Source organism: Candidatus Accumulibacter necessarius (assembly GCF_036625085.1).
Map to the genome: position 1 here is coordinate 93,636 of NZ_JAZKUM010000008.1, position 22,020 is coordinate 115,655.

The 22,020-nt window shown below is 59.2% G+C and carries 16 protein-coding genes, 2 tRNA genes, 3 rRNA genes and 2 pseudogenes; 5 read left to right on the plus strand and 18 right to left on the minus strand.

Annotated features, from left to right (window positions below; all coding sequences use genetic code 11):
- The 7 genes from V5B44_RS26860 to V5B44_RS20265 form a co-directional block, all read right to left on the minus strand.
- The gene (locus V5B44_RS26860; RefSeq protein WP_434735503.1) at positions 1-849 is read right to left on the minus strand and encodes an HAD-IC family P-type ATPase; all 849 of its coding nucleotides are present in this window, start codon (positions 847-849) and stop codon (positions 1-3) included.
- Positions 804-1,112: a hypothetical protein gene (locus tag V5B44_RS20240; RefSeq protein WP_332361020.1), complete on the minus strand. Its 309-nt coding sequence runs from the start codon at positions 1,110-1,112 to the stop codon at positions 804-806. Before V5B44_RS20240 ends, V5B44_RS26860 begins: the two co-directional genes overlap by 46 nt.
- A gap of 43 nt (positions 1,113-1,155) precedes the next feature.
- Positions 1,156-1,536 (minus strand): hypothetical protein, encoded by a 381-nt coding sequence (locus V5B44_RS20245; protein WP_332361010.1) that lies wholly within the window; start codon positions 1,534-1,536, stop codon positions 1,156-1,158.
- A 375-nt stretch (positions 1,537-1,911) separates the two neighbouring features.
- Positions 1,912-2,691 (minus strand): cation-transporting P-type ATPase, encoded by a 780-nt coding sequence (locus V5B44_RS20250; RefSeq protein WP_332360869.1) that lies wholly within the window; start codon positions 2,689-2,691, stop codon positions 1,912-1,914.
- 290 nt (positions 2,692-2,981) lie between these two features.
- Complete coding sequence (locus tag V5B44_RS20255; protein WP_332360870.1) at positions 2,982-4,307, minus strand: IS110 family transposase; 1,326 nt, start codon at positions 4,305-4,307, stop codon at positions 2,982-2,984.
- A gap of 293 nt (positions 4,308-4,600) precedes the next feature.
- Complete coding sequence (locus tag V5B44_RS20260; protein ID WP_332360871.1) at positions 4,601-5,803, minus strand: IS4 family transposase; 1,203 nt, start codon at positions 5,801-5,803, stop codon at positions 4,601-4,603.
- A 229-nt stretch (positions 5,804-6,032) separates the two neighbouring features.
- Positions 6,033-7,394 (minus strand): IS701 family transposase, encoded by a 1,362-nt coding sequence (locus tag V5B44_RS20265; RefSeq protein WP_332360054.1) that lies wholly within the window; start codon positions 7,392-7,394, stop codon positions 6,033-6,035.
- A 545-nt stretch (positions 7,395-7,939) separates the two neighbouring features.
- Between V5B44_RS20265 and V5B44_RS20270 the strand changes: the two are divergent.
- Together V5B44_RS20270 and V5B44_RS20275 are read left to right on the plus strand one after the other, a co-directional pair.
- Positions 7,940-9,116, plus strand: a pseudogene (locus tag V5B44_RS20270) (IS3 family transposase).
- A 33-nt stretch (positions 9,117-9,149) separates the two neighbouring features.
- Positions 9,150-9,605: pseudogene (locus tag V5B44_RS20275) on the plus strand (IS1634 family transposase); the annotation flags it as partial.
- Positions 9,606-9,776: 171 nt separating this feature from the next.
- Here the strand turns inward: V5B44_RS20275 and rrf are convergent.
- The 6 genes from rrf to tyrS form a co-directional block, all read right to left on the minus strand.
- Positions 9,777-9,890: ribosomal RNA gene (gene rrf / locus V5B44_RS20280) — 5S ribosomal RNA — on the minus strand.
- Between the two features lie 89 nt (positions 9,891-9,979).
- Positions 9,980-12,866: ribosomal RNA gene (locus V5B44_RS20285) — 23S ribosomal RNA — on the minus strand.
- Between the two features lie 222 nt (positions 12,867-13,088).
- Positions 13,089-13,164 (minus strand) — tRNA-Ala (locus V5B44_RS20290).
- Positions 13,165-13,247: 83 nt separating this feature from the next.
- Positions 13,248-13,324 (minus strand) — tRNA-Ile (locus tag V5B44_RS20295).
- Between the two features lie 61 nt (positions 13,325-13,385).
- Positions 13,386-14,923: ribosomal RNA gene (locus tag V5B44_RS20300) — 16S ribosomal RNA — on the minus strand.
- The 16S, 23S and 5S rRNA genes sit together here with 2 tRNA genes alongside, the layout of an rRNA operon.
- Before the next feature lie 338 nt (positions 14,924-15,261).
- Entirely contained in the window at positions 15,262-16,461 is a 1,200-nt protein-coding gene (gene tyrS / locus V5B44_RS20305; RefSeq protein ID WP_332360872.1) for a tyrosine--tRNA ligase, read from the minus strand.
- 77 nt (positions 16,462-16,538) lie between these two features.
- On the opposite strand from tyrS, the gene V5B44_RS20310 reads away from it, so the two are divergent.
- The 3 genes from V5B44_RS20310 (at position 16,539) to V5B44_RS20320 (ending at position 17,867) form a co-directional block, all read left to right on the plus strand.
- Positions 16,539-16,871, plus strand: a complete 333-nt coding sequence (locus tag V5B44_RS20310; protein ID WP_332360873.1) for a hypothetical protein — start codon at positions 16,539-16,541, stop codon at positions 16,869-16,871.
- Between the two features lie 83 nt (positions 16,872-16,954).
- Entirely contained in the window at positions 16,955-17,536 is a 582-nt protein-coding gene (locus tag V5B44_RS20315; RefSeq protein WP_332360874.1) for a hypothetical protein, read from the plus strand.
- Positions 17,487-17,867 (plus strand): M23 family metallopeptidase, encoded by a 381-nt coding sequence (locus V5B44_RS20320; RefSeq protein ID WP_332360875.1) that lies wholly within the window; start codon positions 17,487-17,489, stop codon positions 17,865-17,867. The genes V5B44_RS20315 and V5B44_RS20320 overlap by 50 nt, the downstream gene beginning before the upstream one ends.
- Positions 17,868-17,938: 71 nt before the next feature.
- On the opposite strand, the gene V5B44_RS20325 is transcribed toward V5B44_RS20320, so the two are convergent.
- Genes V5B44_RS20325 through V5B44_RS20345 form a run of 5 tightly spaced genes read right to left on the minus strand, consistent with a single transcriptional unit; the run spans position 17,939 to position 21,983 of the window.
- Positions 17,939-18,199, minus strand: a complete 261-nt coding sequence (locus tag V5B44_RS20325; RefSeq protein WP_332360876.1) for a YfhL family 4Fe-4S dicluster ferredoxin — start codon at positions 18,197-18,199, stop codon at positions 17,939-17,941.
- A gap of 13 nt (positions 18,200-18,212) precedes the next feature.
- Positions 18,213-18,716 carry a pantetheine-phosphate adenylyltransferase gene (gene coaD, locus V5B44_RS20330; protein ID WP_434735496.1) on the minus strand — a complete coding sequence of 168 codons (504 nt, stop codon included), beginning with the start codon at positions 18,714-18,716 and terminating at the stop codon, positions 18,213-18,215.
- Entirely contained in the window at positions 18,703-19,257 is a 555-nt protein-coding gene (gene rsmD, locus V5B44_RS20335) for a 16S rRNA (guanine(966)-N(2))-methyltransferase RsmD (protein WP_332361012.1), read from the minus strand. The genes coaD and rsmD overlap by 14 nt, the downstream gene beginning before the upstream one ends.
- Positions 19,258-19,261: 4 nt before the next feature.
- Complete coding sequence (locus V5B44_RS20340) at positions 19,262-20,557, minus strand: M16 family metallopeptidase (protein WP_332360877.1); 1,296 nt, start codon at positions 20,555-20,557, stop codon at positions 19,262-19,264.
- A gap of 10 nt (positions 20,558-20,567) precedes the next feature.
- Complete coding sequence (locus tag V5B44_RS20345) at positions 20,568-21,983, minus strand: M16 family metallopeptidase (protein ID WP_332360878.1); 1,416 nt, start codon at positions 21,981-21,983, stop codon at positions 20,568-20,570.
- Positions 21,984-22,020 lie beyond the last annotated feature (37 nt).

The window sequence follows — 22,020 nt, forward strand, 5'->3', positions numbered from 1 at the left end:
TCAGTCCTTGGTGGTTCGCCGCAGCAAAGCCTTGCGCAGCTCTTCGAGTGTCCACATCAGCGCTGCGCAGCCGACGGCCAGTAGCCAGGTTGCGTTGCCGATCGGCGTCGTGCCGAAAAGCCAGTTGCCAGCCGGCGTGTACAGGATGAAGAGAATCACTGCCAGCTCGGCCACGATGCCGAACTGCAGGTAGCGATTGCCGGCGAAGCCGTAGCTCAGGGACGAGCGGCGCGGGTGGCGGCAGAGATAGAGATTGACCATCTGCATGACGACGATGGTCGCCAGGCAGGCTGAAGTCGCCTGTAGATAGAGAGGGTCAGTGCGGTCGAAAAGCTGACACCGTACTGCCAGCCGGCGGCATCGAGAACGAAGAAGAAGGCGAGCATCGCCGCCGTCGCTTCCAGTACGCCGAGGAACAGGTAGGCGCGCGCGAGCATTCCCCACGACAGCAGCCGCTCGCCGCGCGCGCGCGGCGGGCGCTGCATGACGGCCGGGATCGGGTTTCTCGGCGCCCAGGGCCAGCGCCGGCAGCATGTCGGTGCCGAGGTCGACGGCCAGGATCTGGATGATGGTCAGCGGCAGCGGGATGCGGAACAGGACGAAGGCCAGGTAGGGCACCAGCTCGGGAATGTTCGAACTGAGGATGTAGGTCAGGAACTTGCGGATGTTCTCGAACACCGCACGCCCTTCCTCGATCGCCGCGACGATGCTGGCGAAGTTGTCGTCGAGCAGGATCAGGTCGGCGGCCTCCTTGGCCACGTCGGTGCCGCTGATGCCCATGGCAATGCCGATGTCGGCGGCTTTCAGCGCCGGCGCGTCGTTGACCCCGTCGCCGGTGACGGCGACGATTTCACCCTTGTTCGCAGCGCCTCGACGATCCGCATCTTCTGCTCGGCAGCGACGCGGGCGAAGAGGATCTCGGGCGCATCGAGCGCCAGTTGCAGTTGCGTCGGCGACATCAGGCGCAGTTGCTCGCCGTTGATCACCACCGGCGCTCGCTCATGACCAGGCCGATCTGGCGGGCGATCGCCAGCGCCGGTGCGCGGGTGGTCGCCGGTGACCATGATGATCCGGATGCCGGCGCTGGCGCAGCGCGCGATGGCCTCCGGCACCTCGGCCGTGGCGGATCTTCGAGGCCGATCAGCCCGGCGAGGATCATCCCCTGCTCGTCGCCGGGCACGCCTGCCTCGTCGACGGGCCCGATGGGCAAAGGCGAGAACGCGCAGACCCGGCTTCCGCCATCTCGTCCTGCGCCGCCAGCAGGCGGGTGCGGGCAGCCGGATCGAGCGGCGCGAGGCCGGCATCGAACTGGATGAAGCGGCAGCCGGCGAGCACCGTCTCGAGCGCACCCTTGCAGTAGAGCATGCGGCCCTGCGGCGTCTCGCAGATCACCGACATGCGCTTGCGGTCGGTGTCGAACGGGATCTCGTCGATGCGGCTTGTGAGCCGGCAAGGTCGCCGGCAATCTCGTCGCCCCTCTCGGCAAGTGCGACTCTCCATCGGATCGCCACGCAGGGTCTGCTGACCCTGCTCGATCGACCTCCTTTACGTTGTGGCAAAGCGCGGCATTGACGAACAGCTCACGGTTGATCGTCTCACATCGCGGCTGCTTCGCCAGATCGGCAAGTCGCAGGAAGGCGCCGCCCAGCCACAGGCGCTGCACCGACATCCGGTTCTGCGTCAAGGTGCCGGTCTTGTCGCTGCAAATCACCGTTGTCGAACCCAAGCGCCTCGACCGCTGGCAGGTGGCGCACCAGCGCGTTACGCTTCGCCATTCGCTGCGTGGCCATGCGCCAGCGACAGGGTCACGGTCGGCAGCAGGCCTTCCGGGACGTTGGCGACAATGATGCCGATCGCGAACAAGCAGATTCTCCCAGGCCGGCAGGCCCATTGCCTGTCCGATGAAGAACATCAACACAGGCCCATGCCGGTGGCCAGGCCGGCGACGATGCGTGACAGGCGGGCAATCTCGCGCTGCAGCGGCGAGCTGGTCTCGCCGGCGGTTTGCGTGAGGTGGGCGATGCGGCCGAACTCGGTGCGCATGCCGGTTGCGTAGACGACGGCGCGCGCCTGCCCGGAAACGACCGAGGTGCCGGCCAGAACAATGTTCTTGGCCTGCAGTGGCGACTCCTCGCTGCTCGGCTCGACAGTGCGCGCCTTGGCGAGCGATTCGCCGGTCACCGTCGACAGATTGACGCGCAACCCGAAGACTTCGGTCAGCCGGCAGTCGGCCGGTACGAAATCACCCTCTTCGAGCAGCACGATATCGCCCGGTACCACTTGACTGGCGAGAAGGCCGGCGATCTCGCCGGTACGCAGCGCTTTCACCTTCTGCGGCAGCAACTGGCGCAGTGCGGCCACCGCCCGCTCGGCCTTGTACTCCTGCCAGAACGAGAAGACGCCGTTGATGAGGATCACGCCGACGATCGCCACCCCCAGGCGGGCCATCCCCTGGCCGGGGTCGAAATACTCGGCGACGAACGACAGGCCGGCGCCAATCCACAGGATCATGGCGAAGAAATGGGTGAATTCCTGCGCGAAGCGCAGCAGCAGGTGTTGTTGCTCGACCTCTTCAAGGAGGTTGGGACCGAATTCTTCGAGCCGGCGAGTCGCCTCGCCGCTGCTGAGGCCGGCGGCCGATGTTTTCAGGCTGGCCAGCGCCTGTTCGACAGTCAGGGAGTGAATACGCACGCGATGAGCATCCTGGTTCCAACTTGCGCCAAGGTCTTCCCTGCGCCGGAAGCCGCTATCGGCCGGCGTTCTCCGTGATGACCTTCAGACGAGAATGGAAACGGCTTGGCATAGGGCTGTAATCTACACCCTTGGCGGCGACAAAGCATTGGCAGTGGCTCAGCGCGGACCCGGCGGGCCCTTCTTTCGCCAGACGGCGACCAGGCTGGCAAGTTCTTCGCGCTACCCTCAACACCAATCAAAGCGGACCCACTTTTCCTCCTAAGAAACAGAACGAGTTCAGATGGTTTTCATGCTGGCGCGGGCGTCGGATTGATGTCGAAGCCCAGGGCGGCGGCGCGACGCTTGAGGGTGGCGATGCTCCGCTGGCGCTGCTGTTCTTCGTAGCGCTGCTGTCCCCGGTCGACGAAGTCTTCACCGCGGGTCAGCATGAAATACACCATGCGTGCGAGCTTGTGCGCCGCGGCGGTGTTGGCGCGGGGCTTGTCCATGCGGCTGCACAGGCGGCGATAGAATGCGCCGAGCGCGGAGTCGCTGTGTGACAGGCTCATCGCCGCCATTTTCAGCGCCTGGCGTACCCGGTTGGCCGAGTGCTTGGTTTTGGCGCAGAGGACCTTGCCACCGCTGATCTTGGTACCAGGGCACAGTCCAAGCCACGAGCAGAAGTGCTTGACGGTGGCGAAGCGACTGAGGTCGGGACCTAGCTCAGAGAGGATCTTCATGACCGCAGTCAAGCCCAGCCCATTGATGCGCGTGAGATCCACGCCAGCCCAGTTGGCGAGTATCTGGCGGGCGTCGAATTGCTCGCGCAGCTTGCTGCCCGTGCGAGGGGCCTTCCCAAGATCGACGTTGCACTGACCGAGAGCGCGCAGCAGTGCCTGCAGCTTCGAGTCACACTCGGTCAGGTGCCGGGCGATGTCGTCGTACATGGCCAGCGCCTGGCAGAGCACGAACAGGTGCTCGTCACGCCAGTTGCCGGTCAGCGCCTTGGCAATCTCCTCAGCGCTGGCCTTGACGCGGCGGTTGCGGTGCTTGGCCAGCGCCTTGGGATCGCGTTCGCCAGCCACGATGGCGCGGATGATCGCCTGGCCGGTCGTACCCATGACGTCGGTGAGCACCTCGGTGAGTTGGATGTTCATCTGCACGAGCGACTTCTGCATACGCTGAACCCAACTGGCCTGCTCGGCGAGTAGGATTTCGCGCTGGCGGGCCACCGCGCGCACGACGCACACATCGCCTTCAGGGCGCCAGGCCGCGCGCAGGAACCCCAGGCTCATCAGCTTTTGCAGCCACTGGCAATCCTGTATGTCGCTTTTACGCCCAGGAACGTACTTCATCTGCCGAGCGTCCACCAGCCAGACCTTCAGACCGCGCTGTTCGAGCACCTCAAACACCGGGATCCAGTACACGCCGGTGGACTCAAGTGCCACCGTGTCTACACCACTCGCGACCAACCAGTCGGCCATGGCGTTCAGGTCGTCGGTCATTGGGCCAAACTCGCGTACCGGGTCTTCCGTCGCGTCTCGGGGTACGGCCACCCAGTGGCTTGAAGCCCCGACGTCAATCCCCGCCGCGTGGGGAAACACTACCTCTTCATCTCGCCTGCGCATGGCCATGATGTGCTCCACGATGGTTAATGAATGGCAGCACCAGGGGAAACGTCGAAATTCGACTCGATCTCCTAAACGGGATGCCCATCGCTGCGCTCGCCACTGTCGCCGACGATTCCCAGACCATGCTCACAAACGGGCTCGCTTGAGCTCACACCAATGGTAGGTCGGTCATATCGCTGCTGCCGCTAACCATGTGGGGCAACTACCATGGAGCGCAAGTGGGCAACACAAACCCTGTTTCTTCGCGAACGCCTGGCCCGCGGGCGGGGTTGGGAGGCTCACAACTTAGCATTTTGTCATGTAGGCTTATAGGCATGAGATCGGTGTGGTTTGGGCTGCGGCTTTCGAGGTCGCGAGCGATGGGGAACGAGCTTCTGGAGATTCAAGGGACGCTCTTCAAGCAACGGTTTGAGGCGACGTGGAGTAGCGGCAGTGGTGAGCAACCAGCGGCCGATCTGCCGCTTGATCTTGTCGATGGCCAGGGTTCGGTTGATCTTGTAGGGCGAATCCGGATCGATGAGCGCATCCGTGGCGACATAGGCGGCGAGCGCATTGAGGTTGTCGAAGACCGCCTTCGCCCCGAAGTCCTGATGCGCAGCGTGCCAGGACAAGCCCGAGGTATGCTCCAGACCAAGCCGGCTCTTGATCCGTTTAAATGCCTCCTCGATCCGCCACCTGCCATGGTAAAGGTCGGCAAACGCGGCGACCGGGAAAGCCACTGGATCAAGCAGCGAAGTCATCACCACATGCACTCGTCCAGTCGGCGTCGCCACCCGCACCAGCCGAACGGTGGTCGGCGTCGCCGGACACTCATAGTCTGCGGCATCACGGGCATCCGGCGCCCGCAAGACCACCTGCGTCTCGCTTTGCCCGGAGCGCATGAACTCACGGACCGCTTTGAATCCTCGCGACAAATCGCAACGAATACAAAAGGGAATCCCGCGTGCGGTCAGCGCCGACACCAGCCAACGACACGGAAAGCCCCGGTCCAGCAGGAGCACATCGTCAGGGCGCAGGTTATCGATCGCCTCGAAGAGCATCTGCCGCTCATCGCACAGCGGCTCGAACAGCCGAAAGTCGAGAAAGAGCTCAATGCCTGGCAAGTACAAGCCGAAAGCCACCCCCTGGACAATCGACCGCACGCCGTCTTTCATCAAGGTCAGACGAACCGCGCTGCCATCGGCGGCGACCAGCCGCAGCCCCTGCCACCGCGGGATCGGCAAGTGCTCCTCGACCAGACGGATCAGCTCCTGATTCAGCTCGCCAAACACCAACGCGTTGATCCGGTAACGCGCCTGACAGAACGCTTGCGCCGTCACCTCGCGCACCGAGTTGGCGCGATTGCGCAGGTGGGCAAAGAACTGATCGAGTTCGGACTGGACGGCGCCCTGAACGCCGGAGAGGAGGAAGCTCACGACGGTCGGCAGCGTCAGGGTGCGCTGCCGGGTGAAGTGCTTGGATCTGATCCGTGCCGCATCGAGAAACGTGTTTGCAAACAAATAGTTGGACAGGTATATAAGTATCTTCGAATATTCAGGCCGTCATGCGATAGTCCTTTATAAACAATGGATTACCATGCGATTATGCAAGAGAACTACACCCGCCGCAAGGCGAACGCCTGCGCGGCTTAAGAGTGCCATCGAAATTATGCGAAAGTGCTAAGTTGTGAGGTTGGCGTCAATCCCCGCCGCGTGGGGAAACACTACTTCTACTTTGTCAGATTGTCTTTCAATCTAATGCTGAGAGCATGGCGGCTTGCTTTCTGTAGGCGGATTCCATGGCTTTGTGCCGCCGTCGATGCCTATCGATGATGGATGCCGCGAGGTCTTCGTCGGTGACGATCTTGGTAGGCAGCCGATGGCGCATGATCTCTATCAAGTCACGGCAGGAGAGCAGTTCAGCCGTCTCGCGATGGGCCAGGCGCTCCTTGGCCAGGAACATGGTGGCGATCATGACCAGGGCCATGTGATGGTGCCACGCCTGCCAGCGGCGGACCTGATACTCGGCCATGCCGCAGGCGCTCTTGGCCTCTCGGAAGGACTGCTCGACGAAATGGCGCGCTCCCTGCATTTCCGCCAAGCGGCGCAAAGACGCCCTGGGCTTGGCATTGGACAGGCCGAATTTGAGTTTCGTCCCATCGAGTTCCCGTCGTACCAGGAGATGCCAACGGCTCGCCAACGGCGCCTCGCCGTCCCAGACCCACACCCGCTGGGTGAGATAGTCGGCCATCACCTCGCCCTTCTCGCCGTCACGGATCGACAGACGCCCCCAGGCGGATGCCGACTGCGTGGCTGCCCACGCGGCCACCGTCATGGGCACCGCCGTGGTCCGCAGCCGACGGGGCGCTCGACCCTTCGACGAACGACGAGCCGCCACCGCGGGTGCGGGATCCTGGAGATAGATCGCCTGATCCGAATGCACCTCAGCGAAGAAGATCTCTCCCTCGACATCCAGTTCCCCGAGCAGCCAGGGCAAGTGCCCGTAGCCGCCATCAAAGGCGACGAAAGAGAAGTGCAAGCCTTCCCGCCTCAGGCGAATTACCATGTCCAGAGCGATCTCGCCCTTGGTGCGGAACGTCTGCGCCTCCTCAGGCACCCCCACCGCCTCGCAACGTGTCGTATCTTTGGCCCACTTCTCCGGCAGATACAAGTCGGCATCCACCACGCTTGCTACGCCATCGCGCGTCACCGCCGCGAAGACGCCCACCTGACAGTTATCGACCTTCCCCAAGCGACCGTTCCACTGCCGCGCCACGCCCGCGGACATGTTTCCCTTCTTCCCGAACGCGCTCTCGTCCAGGAGTAGAGCGCTGGGATAGCCGAAGTGGGCGTTGGCATCGACCACCAGTTGCCGACGCACCGCGCGCCGATCCCAATTGGATTCGCTAAGCATATGATGCAGTGGCTGATAGCGGCTGTCGGATACGGTTTCCGCCATGCACTCCAGGTTACGGCGCGAACTCTGGAACAGCCCGTGCAGATACCGGCGCGCGGTGTCTTCTACCGAACGGGTCCGGCTTCGAAAGCAATGGAGATAGGGCGCGAAGTGCGAATCGAAGTGCTCGAGTGCCGAAGCGACCAGCGAAGATATGCTATCGACGTAATGGAGTTGACATTGTCATTTACAACTCCATGAATAGATTAAACAATCACGACGTATGGCATTCTAGCACATGACAAACGCAGATCACAGGAAGGCGAATACGAATCTGACAAAGTAGAACTACCTCTTCATCTCGCCTGCGCATGGCCATGATGTGCTCCACGATGGTTAATGAATGGCAGCACCAGGGGAAACGTCGAAATTCGACTCGATCTCCTAAACGGGATGCCCATCGCTGCGCTCACCACTGTCGCCGACGATTCCCAGACCATGCTCACAAACGGGCTCGCTTGAGCTCACACCAATGGTAGGTCGGTCATATCGCTGCTGCCGCTAACCATGTGGGGCAACTACCATGGAGCGCAAGTGGGCGACACAAACCCTGTTTCTTCGCGAACGCCTGGCCCGCGGGCGGGGTTGGGAGGCTCACAAGAATGTGACCCATCTCCCAATGTAGTGGTCAAGTGAGCTTCCCCCGAAATTTCGTCTGCCAAGGGTGACTTAAAATTGAGGTCACTTTTGGAAGGCAAGAAATGAAGATACCGAAGCAGGCATACACGACCGAGTTCAAGGAACTGGCGGTCAAGCGCGTCAAGGAAGGGCAAAGTGTTGGTACAGTTTGCAGGGAACTCGGGCTGAGCGACCAGACCGTTCGCAACTGGGTCAAGGCGGCAGCGGAAGGCAAGCTCAACGGTGCGGGCGGCAGAATCGTGACGCCGGAGGAAATGGAGCTTTCAAGGCTGCGTGCTGAGAATCTCCGGCTGAAGCGGGAGAACGAAATACTAAGAAAAGCGACGGCGTACTTCGCAAGGGATGTTCTGTGAAGTACGCCTGGATTGCCGAACAGGGCACGCGGTTTGCGCTGGCCGAAATGTGCGAGGTGCTCGGCGTAAGCATCAGCGGTTATCGGGCCTGGAAGCGTGGTGGTGCGCCGGATCGAAAGCGACTGACTGACAGCCAGATGCTGGCGCTCATCCGGGCCATTCATGCCGAACTCAAAGGGGCCTACGGCAGCCCGCGCATGGTTCGGGAACTTCGCGCCAGAGGCTTCTCGGCGAGCAAGGAACGGGTCGAACGGCTGATGCGCGACAACGGCATCCATGCACGCCACAAGCGGCGCTACAAGGTGACGACGGACTCGAAACACGGCTTGCCGGTGGCGGAAAATCTGCTGGCCAGAAACTTCACACCAAGGGCGCCGAATCAGGTCTGGACGTCCGACATCACCTACTTGTGGACCGACGAAGGCTGGCTCTACCTGGCCATCGTGCTTGATCTGTTCAATCGCGAAGTTGTTGGCTGGTCGCTGAAGCCGCGCATGACGACTGACATCGTGACCGATGCGCTGACCATGGCCTGGTTCAGGAAGCGCCCTGCAACGGGGTTGATGCACCACTCCGACCGGGGTAGCCAGTATGCCAGCCATGCCTTTCAGGACAAGCTCAAGGCGTATGGCATGACTTGCTCGATGAGTCGGACAGGGAACTGCTGGGATAACGCGCCGACGGAGAGTTGGTTCAACAGCTTCAAGAACGAGCGGGTGCATGGCTTTCGGTATGCTACGCACGCTGAGATCAAGGCTGTCACCTTTGAATACATCGAGGTTTTTAACACAGAAAGCGGCAGCATTCGACTCTTGGCTACAGATCGCCAGCTCAGTTCTTGAAGAGTTGGATCAGAAAACAGCATCAGGAAAAACTGGTAGCATGAAATCCACCCTTTGGCAGACGAAAAACCGAGGGAACCTCAGTATTCACCTACGAGATCGCCGAACGTGCGCTGAAGCGCGCGAGGCTGATGGATGGCAAACTGATCCTCGTTGCCAACGTTCCGGATTCTCCCCCGCCCGAGATCGTGGCGCGGTACAAGGCGCTGGCCGACATCGAACGGGGATTCCGTGTCCTGAAGTCCGAGATCGAGATCGCGCCGGTCTTCCATCGCCTGCCGAGCCGAATCCGGGCGCATGCCTTGATCTGCTTCCTGGCACGGCTGCTCTATCGGGTGCTGCGCCTGTGCCTGAAGGCGAAGGCCAGTCCCCTCTCCCCTGAGCGCGCCCTGGAGATCGCCCGCCGGATCCAGTACCACCAGGTCACGCTGCACCAACGCCAGTCGGCCTCCGGCTTGTCCGCCATCACCCCCCAACAGAAGGATCTGTTCGAAACCGTCGCCCTGCCCGAGCCCTCCGGCAGACGCCTGTAGTGCCAATTTCGAACCCTTGAATTGAGAACAAACAATCACTTGGCCGTATTTTTGTCGAACTCGGGGGGCCCGGATGGGATCCGGCAGGCGGTGGAAGAGCGGCGCGATCTCGGTTTGAAAGGCACAAAGCCCTCGGCGCTGTTGAGCGGGGAGGGCTTTGTATTTTGGGGAGCCTGGCGGTGACCTACTTTCACACATGAAGTATGCACTATCATCGGCGTACCTTCGTTTCACGGTCCTGTTCGGGATGGGAAGGGGTGGGTCCAAAGGGCTATGGCCGCCAAGCATAACGGTTTCGCACGACGCGGGTAGCGTGGTGCGCAAAATGGGAAGAAGGGGTTGTGATGTTGTTTTGAGTTGCTGCTTAAGGTTATAGGATCAAGCCTCACGGGCAATTAGTACTGGTTAGCTTAACGCATTGCTGCGCTTCCACACCCAGCCTATCAACGTGGTGGTCTACCACGACCCTTCAGGGGGATCAAGTCCCCAGGGAAATCTCATCTTAAGGCGAGTTTCACGCTTAGATGCTTTCAGCGTTTATCTCTTCCGAACTTAGCTACCCGGCAATACGACTGGCGTCATAACCGGTACACCAGAGGTTCGTCCACTCCGGTCCTCTCGTACTAGGAGCAGCCCCCTTCAAATTTCCAGCGCCCACGGCAGATAGGGACCAAACTGTCTCACGACGTTTTAAACCCAGCTCACGTACCACTTTAAATGGCGAACAGCCATACCCTTGGGACCGACTACAGCCCCAGGATGTGATGAGCCGACATCGAGGTGCCAAACACCGCCGTCGATATGAACTCTTGGGCGGTATTAGCCTGTTATCCCCAGAGTACCTTTTATCCGTTGAGCGATGGCCCTTCCATACAGAACCACCGGATCACTATGACCTACTTTCGTACCTGCTCGACGTGTGGGTCTCGCAGTCAAGCACGCTTTTGCCATTGCACTATTAGCACGATGTCCGACCGTACCTAGCGTACCTTCGTACTCCTCCGTTACACTTTAGGAGGAGACCGCCCCAGTCAAACTGCCTACCATGCACGGTCCCAGACCCGGATTCACGGGCCGTGGTTAGAACCTCAAACAAACCAGGGTGGTATTTCAAGGTTGGCTCCACCAGAACTAGCGTCCCGGCTTCACAGCCTCCCACCTATCCTACACAAGTCGGTTCAAAGTCCAATGCAAAGCTACAGTAAAGGTTCATGGGGTCTTTCCGTCTAACCGCGGGGAGATTGCATCTTCACAACCACTTCAACTTCGCTGAGTCTCAGGAGGAGACAGTGTGGCCATCGTTACGCCATTCGTGCAGGTCGGAACTTACCCGACAAGGAATTTCGCTACCTTAGGACCGTTATAGTTACGGCCGCCGTTTACCGGGGCTTCGATCAAGAGCTTGCACCCCATCACTTAACCTTCCGGCACCGGGCAGGCGTCACACCCTATACGTCCACTTTCGTGTTTGCAGAGTGCTGTGTTTTTATTAAACAGTCGCAGCCACCATTTCACTGCAACCCTTTCAGCCTTCACCCGCGAGGGGCTACAACCTATCAGGGCGCACCTTTTCCCGAAGTTACGGTGCAAATTTGCCGAGTTCCTTCTCCTGAGTTCTCTCAAGCGCCTTAGAATTTTCATCCTGCCCACCTGTGTCGGTTTGCGGTACGGTCTCCTTGTAACTGAAGCTTAGAGGCTTTTCTTGGAAGCATGGTATCAATCACTTCGCGGTACAAGACCACTCGTTATCACGCCTCAGCATTGACCCCCCGGATTTGCCTAAGAGGTCTGCCTACACGCTTGAACCGGGACGTCCAACACCCGGCTGACCTAACCTTCTCCGTCCCCCCATCGCATTACAAAGAGGTACAGGAATATTGACCTGTTTCCCATCGACTACGCTTTTCAGCCTCGCCTTAGGGGCCGACTCACCCTGCGCCGATGAACGTTGCGCAGGAAACCTTGGGCTTTCGGCGAGGGAGCTTTTCACTCCCTTTATCGCTACTCATGTCAGCATTCGCACTTCTGATACCTCCAGCATCCTTCTCAAGACACCTTCATCGGCTTACAGAACGCTCTCCTACCATATCCTTACGGATATCCGCGATTTCGGTGCATAGTTTGAGCCCCGTTACATCTTCCGCGCAGGACGACTCGACCAGTGAGCTATTACGCTTTCTTTAAAGGATGGCTGCTTCTAAGCCAACCTCCTGGCTGTCTAAGCCTTCCCACCTCGTTTCCCACTTAACTATGGCTTGGGGACCTTAATCGGCGGTCTGGGTTGTTTCCCTTTCGACACCGGACGTTAGCACCCGATGTCTGTCTCCCAAGCTCGCACTCAACGGTATTCTGAGTTTGCAATGGTTTGGTAAGTCGCGATGACCCCCTAGCCATAACAGTGCTTTACCCCCGTTGGTGATACTTGAGGCACTACCTAAATAGTTTTCGGAGAGAACCAGCTATTTCCAAGTTTGTTTAGCCTTTCACCCCTATCCACAGCTCATCCCCTAATTTTTCAACATTAGTGGGTTCGGACCTCCAGTGCGTGTTACCGCACCTTCATCCTGGCCATGGATAGATCACTTGGTTTCGGGTCTACGTCCAGCAACTAGGCGCCCTTATCAGACTCGGTTTCCCTACGCCTCCCCTATTCGGTTAAGCTCGCTACTGAACGTAAGTCGCTGACCCATTATACAAAAGGTACGCAGTCACCCCACGAAGGGGCTCCCACTGTTTGTATGCATGCGGTTTCAGGATCTATTTCACTCCCCTCCCGGGGTTCTTTTCGCCTTTCCCTCACGGTACTGGTTCACTATCGGTCGATTACGAGTATTTAGCCTTGGAGGATGGGCCCCCCATGTTCAGACAGGATTTCTCGTGCCCCGCCCTACTTGTCGCAAGCTTGGTACCACGATCGGGTTTTCGCGTACGGGGCTGTCACCCACTACGGCACCACTTTCCAGAGGCTTCCGCTAACGCAATCGCTATCACTTGCAGGCTGATCCCATTTCGCTCGCCACTACTTTGGGAATCTCGGTTGATTTCTTTTCCTCCGGCTACTTAGATGTTTCAGTTCGCCGGGTTCGCTTCCTCACGCCTATGTATTCAGCGTGGGATACTCCTTGCGGAGTGGGTTTCCCCATTCGGACATCTCTGGATCAAAGCTTCATTGCCAGCTCCCCAGAGCTTTTCGCAGGCTTGTACGTCCTTCTTCGCCTGTAATCGCCAAGGCATCCACCACATGCACTTATTCGCTTGATCCTATAACCTTAAGCTCTCTTGCGAGACCGGCTACAGGCAACTCATTTCGTGCCCCCCTGCATAAGGGGGTTCGATGCAATCACAACCGTATCGCCAATACCCAATTCTCCGGGATATCGGCAATACAACCTTCTTCCATTTTGTTAAAGAGCACAGACCCGGTAAGGAGTCAGGCCTGCAGGGTCATCGACCCAGCAGGCCTGACAGCTCACGATTGACGGTTGGTGGAGGATGACGGGATCGAACCGACGACCCCCTGCTTGCAAAGCAGGTGCTCTCCCAGCTGAGCTAATCCCCCGCTGTTCGGCGACGACCCTCCCGACTCTTTGCCGAAAAGATCCAATCGTTGCCTCCGCGCACAGTGGCCCGCCGTCGATACACTGGTGGGTCTGGTTGGAATCGAACCAACGACCCTCGCCTTATCAAGACGATGCTCTAACCGACTGAGCTACAGACCCTCCGCATGTGCAGCCTGTGACAACCGATAGGTTGTGAGTTCTCAATCCAGATTTTCTCTAGAAAGGAGGTGATCCAGCCGCAGGTTCCCCTACGGCTACCTTGTTACGACTTCACCCCAGTCACGAACCCTGCCGTGGTAATCGCCCTCCTTGCGGTTAGGCTAACTACTTCTGGCAGAACCCGCTCCCATGGTGTGACGGGCGGTGTGTACAAGACCCGGGAACGTATTCACCGCGACATGCTGATCCGCGATTACTAGCGATTCCGACTTCACGCAGTCGAGTTGCAGACTGCGATCCGGACTACGATCGGCTTTCTGAGATTGGCTCCCCCTCGCGGGTTGGCAACCCTCTGAACCGACCATTGTATGACGTGTGAAGCCCTACCCATAAGGGCCATGAGGACTTGACGTCATCCCCACCTTCCTCCGGTTTGTCACCGGCAGTCTCATTAAAGTGCCCAACTGAATGATGGCAATTAATGACAAGGGTTGCGCTCGTTGCGGGACTTAACCCAACATCTCACGACACGAGCTGACGACAGCCATGCAGCACCTGTGTTCAGGCTCTCTTTCGAGCACTCCCAAATCTCTCCGGGATTCCTGACATGTCAAGGGTAGGTAAGGTTTTTCGCGTTGCATCGAATTAATCCACATCATCCACCGCTTGTGCGGGTCCCCGTCAATTCCTTTGAGTTTTAGCCTTGCGGCCGTACTCCCCAGGCGGTCAACTTCACGCGTTAGCTACGGCACTAAAAGGTTTAACCCTCCCAACACCTAGTTGACATCGTTTAGGGCGTGGACTACCAGGGTATCTAATCCTGTTTGCTCCCCACGCTTTCGTGCATGAGCGTCAGTATTGGCCCAGGGGGCTGCCTTCGCCATCGGTGTTCCTCCACATCTCTACGCATTTCACTGCTACACGTGGAATTCCACCCCCCTCTGCCAAACTCCAGCTTGGCAGTCTCAAATGCAGTTCCCAGGTTGAGCCCGGGGATTTCACATCTGACTTACCAAACCGCCTGCGCACGCTTTACGCCCAGTAATTCCGATTAACGCTCGCACCCTACGTATTACCGCGGCTGCTGGCACGTAGTTAGCCGGTGCTTCTTCTCCAGGTACCGTCATCTACACAGGGTATTAGCCCATGCAATTTCTTCCCCACCGAAAGAGCTTTACAACCCGAAGGCCTTCTTCACTCACGCGGCATGGCTGGATCAGGCTTTCGCCCATTGTCCAAAATTCCCCACTGCTGCCTCCCGTAGGAGTCTGGGCCGTGTCTCAGTCCCAGTGTGGCGGATCATCCTCTCAGACCCGCTACGGATCGTCGCCTTGGTAGGCCTTTACCCCACCAACTAGCTAATCCGACATCGGCCGCTCCCAGAGCGCAAGGTCTTGCGATCCCCTGCTTTCCTGCTCACAGAATATGCGGTATTAGCGTAACTTTCGCTACGTTATCCCCCACTCCAGGGCACGTTCCGATGCTTTACTCACCCGTTCGCCACTCGCCACCAGGGTTGCCCCCGTGCTGCCGTTCGACTTGCATGTGTAAGGCATGCCGCCAGCGTTTAATCTGAGCCAGGATCAAACTCTTCAGTTCAATTCCTAAAACTCTCGCTCGACGTACTATCAACCCGGATTCCTCCAGATCAACAGCTTGTTTCATCAGTGCGAGTCCTACCTCTATCCGTCAACAATCCGCTCGCGCAGATCGCCCCAGATCAAGAACCCACACCTATCGGTTGTCTAGTTTTTAAAGAGCCGTGTCAGCTAACTGGCTGACTGTGCCTTGCTGCCGGAGCAGCGAGAGGGGCGCATTATACAGTCGTTTCCCGCAGCGTCAACACTTCGTTGAGAAAACGTGCAACAGACCATTCGCCAGTCACACGAGACCTTGCACATGTTCGCGGAGACGGCCTAGGACACCCTCGCGGGTGCTCAGACTATGCTGATCCGCGCGTACTTCCGCTTTCCCACCTGCAGCACGAAAGCTCCCTTGACCGAGAAAATCAAGTGTTTGTCGTCTATCCTGGTGCCGTCAATTCTGACGCCGCCCTGTTCAATCATGCGCAGCGCCTCGGAGGTACTGCCAGTCAAGCCCGACTGCTTCAAAACCTGCGCGATACTCAAGGGCTGATCCGCGGCTAGAAAGCTCACTTCCGGAATGTCATCAGGAATAGCTCCCTGACGGAAACGCGCATCAAAGTCGGCCACCGCCTGAACAGCCGCCGTGGCACCATGAAAGCGTTCGACGATCTCCTGCGCCAGCAATACCTTGACGTCGCGTGGATTGCGTCCATTGGCGACATCGTGCTGCAAACCCTCAATGACCGCAGTACTGCGGAACGAGAGCAACTCAAGGTAGCGCCACATCAGGTCGTCGGAAACCGACATCAGCTTGCCGAACATCTCGCCAGGCGGCTCGGTGATTCCGATATAGTTGCCGAGGGATTTCGACATTTTGTTCACACCATCCAGACCTTCGAGCAGTGGCATGGTCAGGATGCACTGCGGCGCCTGCCCGAAATGCTTCTGCAACTCCCGCCCGACAAGGAGGTTGAATCTCTGGTCGGTGCCTCCGAGTTCAACATCCGCCTTCATTGCGACAGAGTCATAGCCTTGGCAAAGAGGGTAGAGCAACTCGTGAATCGCGATCGGCTGACCACCACGGTACCGCCTGGCAAAATCATCGCGCTCGAGCATCCGCGCGACCGTGTGCAAGGCCGCAAGGCGAATCATCCCCGATGCACCAAAGGGCTCAAACCAGACTGAATTGAAACAGATCTCGGTTCTCTCCGGATCGAGAATCTTGAACACTTGCTCCTGATAGGTCTGCGCATTGTCGACAATCTGCTCTCGCGACAGCGGCGGTCGAGTCACGTTCTTGCCGGTCGGATCACCGATCATTCCGGTGAAGTCTCCAATCAGGAACATCACGTGATGACCAAGATCCTGGAAATGCCTCAGCTTGTTGATCAGTACGGTGTGCCCTAGATGCAGATCGGGTGCGGTCGGATCAAAGCCGGCCTTGATCCGCAGTGGCCTGCCAGTCCTCAGCTTCGCAAGCAGGTCAGCCTCGATCAGCAACTCTTCCGACCCCCGCTTGATCAGCTTGAGCTCTTCTTCCACAGCGCGCATGCAACCCTCTTCTGCCTGGAGTGCTTCTGGTGGGGGAATTTCTTTGCTAGACTCCGGCGTTTTTTTGCCAGCAGCCTATGGATAACGTCAAGCGCCGGATTCTACCGCATTCTCATCCGACCATCGACCGCCTGCTCCAGCACCGTTGGGCAGAGGTTGCGGTCGGTAGCTTCTCGTTTTTGGATATGGTCGCTGCATTTGCCGTCGCACCCGCCGCGGACCATTCTCGCGCGGACCTGAAGACAGTTCTGGAACAGCTGTCGCCGGCGGCGGCGGCGTTGCTCGAAGCCGGGGACGACCCCTTCGTGCGAGAAGAACAAGTTCGGCGCAACGATACGCCGGCCAGCTTGCTGATCCGTCTAGGCATTACCGATCGTGACGCACTGCATTTCTGTACAGTGCCCGGATAGCGCGGCGCCTGGCCCAGCAACTCCGTCCGGGCACCGCCGTAATGGCCCGGTCTGGCCCTAGTGGCGAGTTGCAGACCCTCTCCGTGCCTTTGACCGACAAGGACGTCATGTGGGTCATCGAGCGCCGCGGCAAGCACTTCGCGACCCGTGAGCAGACAATGGAACTCGAACCGCAAACCATCGTCAGGTCGGGCGAGATCAGCAACTCGTGGATCGACGCCACCGCCGCAGCCGGCATACCCGAAGCCGTCGCCAGCCAGTTGATGGCCATTTTTTGTAGCGAGATCGAGTTTCATCGCGACTTCCGGAAGGGCGACCGCTTTTCGCTGGTCTACGAGGTCTTCAACCGCCACGGCCAGACGGTGCGCTACGGTCGCATCCTCGCGGCCGAGATCCGCCGCCATCAGAAGGCATTGCAGGCCTTCTGGTTTCAGCCTGAATGGAGCGGTGGTGCTTATTACACGGCGGACGGTCACAGCATCCGCACGACCTTTCTGTGCTCCCCAATCGAGCTATCGCAGATCAATTTGGGTTTTGCAGGAGGACGCCTGCGCCCGATCCTGCCAACCTGGCGAGCCCACAAAGACGTGGATTACAGCGCCCCGAGGTACCGCGGTGCTTGCAGTCGCAGGCGGTATCGTCGATACCGCCGAACATCAGAATAATGGCTATGGCAATCTCATCGTGATCAAGCATCATGGCGCTTATTCAAGTGCTTATGGCCATCTCAGCAACTTCGCGGCAGGGCTTCGCAAGGACACTCGAGTTCGCCAGGGCGATACCATTGGCTATGTCGGACAAACTGGGTTGGCGACCGGACCACATCTACACTACGAGTTCCGGGTCAATGACGAGCAGGTGGACCCGATGAAGCTTGCCCTGCCCACATCGATGCCTCTTGAAGGCTTGGAGAGAGGGCGTTACTTGAACTCGAGCATGGCCCTGAGGACGCAGCTCGAACGGGCCGGGGAAATGACTCTCGCTGCGGTAGAATAGCGATGCCAGTGCAGGCAAGAAAAACGCCGCCTCCGGAGCGGCGACCGCCGAGCTAATCCCGTATTCGACGCTCAGCCGCGGCCCGGATTACCGGTCAATTTCGAGTACTTGGCCCATAATTGGTCCTCATTTTCCTGGTGGGCCGGATCCTTCGGGATGCAATCAACCGGACAAACCTCGACGCACTGAGGTGTGTCGTAGTGCCCGACGCACTCCGTGCATTTGCTCGGGTCAATCTCGTAAATCTCCGCGCCCTGGTAGATTGCTTCGTTCGGGCACTCGGGCTCGCACACGTCGCAGTTGATGCATTCGTCGGTAATAATCAGAGCCATGCTTGCTGTTCCTTCAGATCGTTGAAATTTCTCGGACACGTTTGGCCAGCCGCTCGCGCACTGCCGGCCGGACAAACTTGCTGACATCGCCTCCGAGAACGGCGATTTCACGCACCATCGTTGCCGAGATGAAGAGGTATTGCTCACCCGGCGTCAGAAATACCGTTTCCACCTCCGGATAGAGGTTTCTGTTCATCCCTGCCAACTGAAACTCGTAGTCAAAATCTGATACCGCCCGCAGCCCCCGGATAATCACTTTGGCACCTTTGGCGTGCAGGAAATCCATCAGGAGTCCGTCAAAACCGGCAACTTCGGCATTCGGGTAGGGCACCAGAACCTCCTGCGCCATTTCGACCCGTTCAGCGAGCGAGAAAAACGGCCTTTTTGGCTGGTTCTGAGCAATCGCCACGATCACCCGGTCGAAGAGACAGGCCGCACGCCGAACGAGATCCTCATGACCGCGCGTCATTGGATCGAAGGTGCCTGCATAGATTGCCACTCGCTTATTCAGCGCCATTCGCTTCGCCTCGCCGCATCAAGTGATAAAACACTTGGCCTGCCCTGCCGTGGCGCACCGTGCGCCAATTGCCGCAGCCCACCAAAGCCCTCTCTGCCTCGACGTAGATTACGCCGTCCTCAGCCACAACGCCGGCCATCATCGGAGCCAGCCGGTCGATCCAGCCGCTGTAAAACGGTGGATCAAGAAACAATACGTCGAAGTGCGAACCCGCGGACTTGACAAATCTTACCGCATCCGAGCGCACAATCTCCAGGTGCTCATCGGCCCCCAGGATTTTGGCATTGGCCTCGATTGCGGCCAGCGCCGTGGGCGAGTCATCGACCATCACCACCCTCGCTGCACCACGCGATGCGGCCTCAAAACCCAGGGCTCCACTGCCGGCAAAAAGATCCAGGCAGGAAAGGCCCGTCAGGTCCTGTCCCAGCCAGTTGAACAACGTTTCACGGACGCGGTCCGGCGTTGGCCGCAGACCTGGTGCATCGGGAAAACGGAGGACTCGCCGCCGCCACTCTCCGCCAATGATGCGAAGCGAATTCAGAGCGCTATTCCCCGGCCACCACCACGGTCACCAGATGCTCTGGCCGCACATGGCGCGCGAAGGCGGCCTTGATATCGACCGCCGTCACCCGTTCAATACTTTCCGGGTAGCGATCGAGATAATCGAGTGGCAAACCATAGAAGCCAATCATTGCCACGTTTTCCAGAATCTTGCGATTGCTGTCGAGGCGCAACGGAAAGCTGCCAATCAAATTCTGCTTCGCGGCCTGCAGCTCCGCCTCGGTCGGCCCTTGCGCCAGAAAGTCAGCCAGTACTTCGCGGCTGACCCTCAAGGCATCGCTGGCCTGCGTCTTCTTGGTCTGCAACCCGATCTGAAAGGGCCCCAACTGCTGCAGCGGCAGAAAGTAGCTGTGCGCGCTGTAGGCCAGACCGCGTTTGTCACGTACCTCCTTCATCAGACGCGAGACAAAACCGCCCCCGCCGAGCGAATAATTGCCAACCGCCAACGCGAAGAAATCCGGATCGCCGCGCCTGAGTGCCGGCAAGCCGAGCAAAAGGTGCGCCTGCAGCGCCGGGTGAGCAATTCGCTGCTCGCCACCGGCCGGCAATTGGACAATGGGGATGCCCGCCATGGCACCCCCGGACGGCAAACCGGCAGTCAGTTGCTCTGCCACCGACGCCGCCTGTGCGCGCGACAGATCGCCGACGATGGCAACGGTAGCCTGGTTTCCCGAGTAGTTCGCGCGATGAAAGGCAATGACATCGTCGCGCAGGATGGCCTTCACCGAGTCCGGGGTCGCCTGTCGCCCATACGGATGAGCGGGATAGAGCGCCGCCCAGAAGGCTCTGCTGGCGATCACATCCGGACGTGTCAGGCTCTCCTTGAGAGCGGCCACCGTACGAGCCTTCTCACGTTCGAGAACCTCCGCCGGAAATATCGGCCGACTCAGGATGGCAGTCAGCATATCCAGCGCCGGACCACGCTTGTCAGCCATCGACAGCGTACGTAGCCTCAGCGAAGCCCGGTCCGTGTCCACCCCGCCCGATAGCTGGGCACCCAGATCGGCCATGCGGTTCGCAATCTGCGTCTCATCCATACCGCTGACACCGAGGTCGACGAGTGCTTGCGTCAAGGACGCCACGCCCGCCTTGCCTTCCGCCTCATGCGCGGTTCCGGCGGCAAAGTCGACCTGGACGTCGACAATCGGCAAGCTGTGGTTCTCGACAAACAGCACGCGTGCACCCGAAGACGTTTGCCAACTTTCAATCGTCGGTCCGGCATGGGTGAGTGCGGCGGCCAGGAAGAGGCAGAGACAAGTCAGAAGCTTGGCGGGATTCATCGGCAGGCTCTCAGTGCCGAGGTGCGAAGGGCGAACGCGGACGCAGTACCTGTGGTAATGGCTGCGGGTCGAGTTCGGCTAGCGTCAACTGCTCGTCACGGAAATACTTTTTCGCAACCGCCTGGACCTGCTCGGCAGTAACTTTCTGCAGTTTTTCGATCATGCGCCGGTTCATCGTGTGATGAATGCCCACCGATTCCAGTTGGCCGATCTCCATTGCCTGCGCAAACATCGAGTCCAGTTTGTAGATCTGCCCGGCAATCAGTTGTGCCTTGGCGCGCGCCAGTTCGTCAGCAGCCACGCCCCGGTCTTGTACCGCGGCGATTTCGGCACGCAGACCGGCCTCGAGTTGGGGCCGACTTTTCCCTTCGCTGGGCGAGCCGTACAGGTAGAAGATTCCTGGACCACGTGCAGTCGAATCATAGCTGGCCGCCGCATTCACCGCCAGACGCTGCTCCCGCACCAGATGCCTGGTGAAGCGGGCTGCTTCGTGGCCAGCGAGAACTGCCGACAGCATTTCAAGCGCATAAGGGTCTACATCCTCGTCCACATTGCGGATCACCGGCGCCTTGTAAGCCATCATTACCATCGGCAAGTCTGCCGGCGCTTTCAGCGTCAGCCGACGAATTCCTGCCTGGACGGGCTCGTCCTGCGGCTTCCTAACGGGCAACGAGCGTGCTGACAAGGCTCCGTAGTGTCGTTCGGCAAGCTGAAACACGGTCTGGTGATCGACGTCACCGACCACCACCACGTAAGCGTTGTTCGGGGTATACCATTGTTCGTACCAGAAGCGTGCATCCGCTACGGTCATGTTTTCAAGGTCGCTCATCCAGCCGATCACCGGCACGCGATAGGGGTGCGCCTGAAAAGCAACGGCAGCCAGGTGCTCGAAAAGCAGCGATTGCGGCTGATCGTCGGTGCGCAACCGCCGCTCTTCCATAACCACCCGGATCTCCTGCGCAAACTCATTGGCATCGAGCGTCAGATGGCGCATGCGATCCGCCTCCAGCTGCATCATCTCGGACAGCTTCTCCTTCGGCACCTGTTGAAAATACGCGGTGTAGTCGCGGCTGGTAAAAGCGTTGTCACGCCCGCCAGCGGCGGCGACCCGACGATTGAACTCACCTGGGCCGACGCTTGGCGTCCCCTTGAACATCATGTGCTCAAGCACGTGAGCAACACCGGTGGTGCCATTGGTCTCGTCCATGCCACCGGCCCGGTACCAGACCATATGGGCGACAGTGGGCGCCCGACGGTCCTCCTTGACGATGACGCGCAAGCCGTTTGCCAGCTGCCGCTCATGGGTGCTGGCCATTGCTGCCGCTGGTGCTACCAGCAGCAGCAGTAGGACAATCGATCTCGGGTGACGCATGGGCCGCAGTCGCTTCTGATAGAATTCCGGGGTGTCGGGCGTTTGGGCCGGCATCTTACCACTGCCGACGTACCCGAGCGTCTTTGAGACA

Excerpts from the sequence above, each read along its gene's own strand:
- V5B44_RS20310 (WP_332360873.1), top strand. The coding sequence starts at position 16,539 with ATGGATAACGTCAAGCGCCGGATTCTACCGCATTCTCATCCGACCATC.
- V5B44_RS20255 (WP_332360870.1), bottom strand. The coding sequence starts at position 4,307 with ATGGCCATGCGCAGGCGAGATGAAGAGGTAGTGTTTCCCCACGCGGCG.
- V5B44_RS20340 (WP_332360877.1), bottom strand. The coding sequence starts at position 20,557 with ATGAATCCCGCCAAGCTTCTGACTTGTCTCTGCCTCTTCCTGGCCGCC.
- V5B44_RS20325 (WP_332360876.1), bottom strand. The coding sequence starts at position 18,199 with ATGGCTCTGATTATTACCGACGAATGCATCAACTGCGACGTGTGCGAG.
- tyrS (WP_332360872.1), bottom strand. The coding sequence starts at position 16,461 with ATGCGCGCTGTGGAAGAAGAGCTCAAGCTGATCAAGCGGGGGTCGGAA.
- V5B44_RS20345 (WP_332360878.1), bottom strand. The coding sequence starts at position 21,983 with ATGCCGGCCCAAACGCCCGACACCCCGGAATTCTATCAGAAGCGACTG.
- coaD (WP_434735496.1), bottom strand. The coding sequence starts at position 18,716 with ATGGCGCTGAATAAGCGAGTGGCAATCTATGCAGGCACCTTCGATCCA.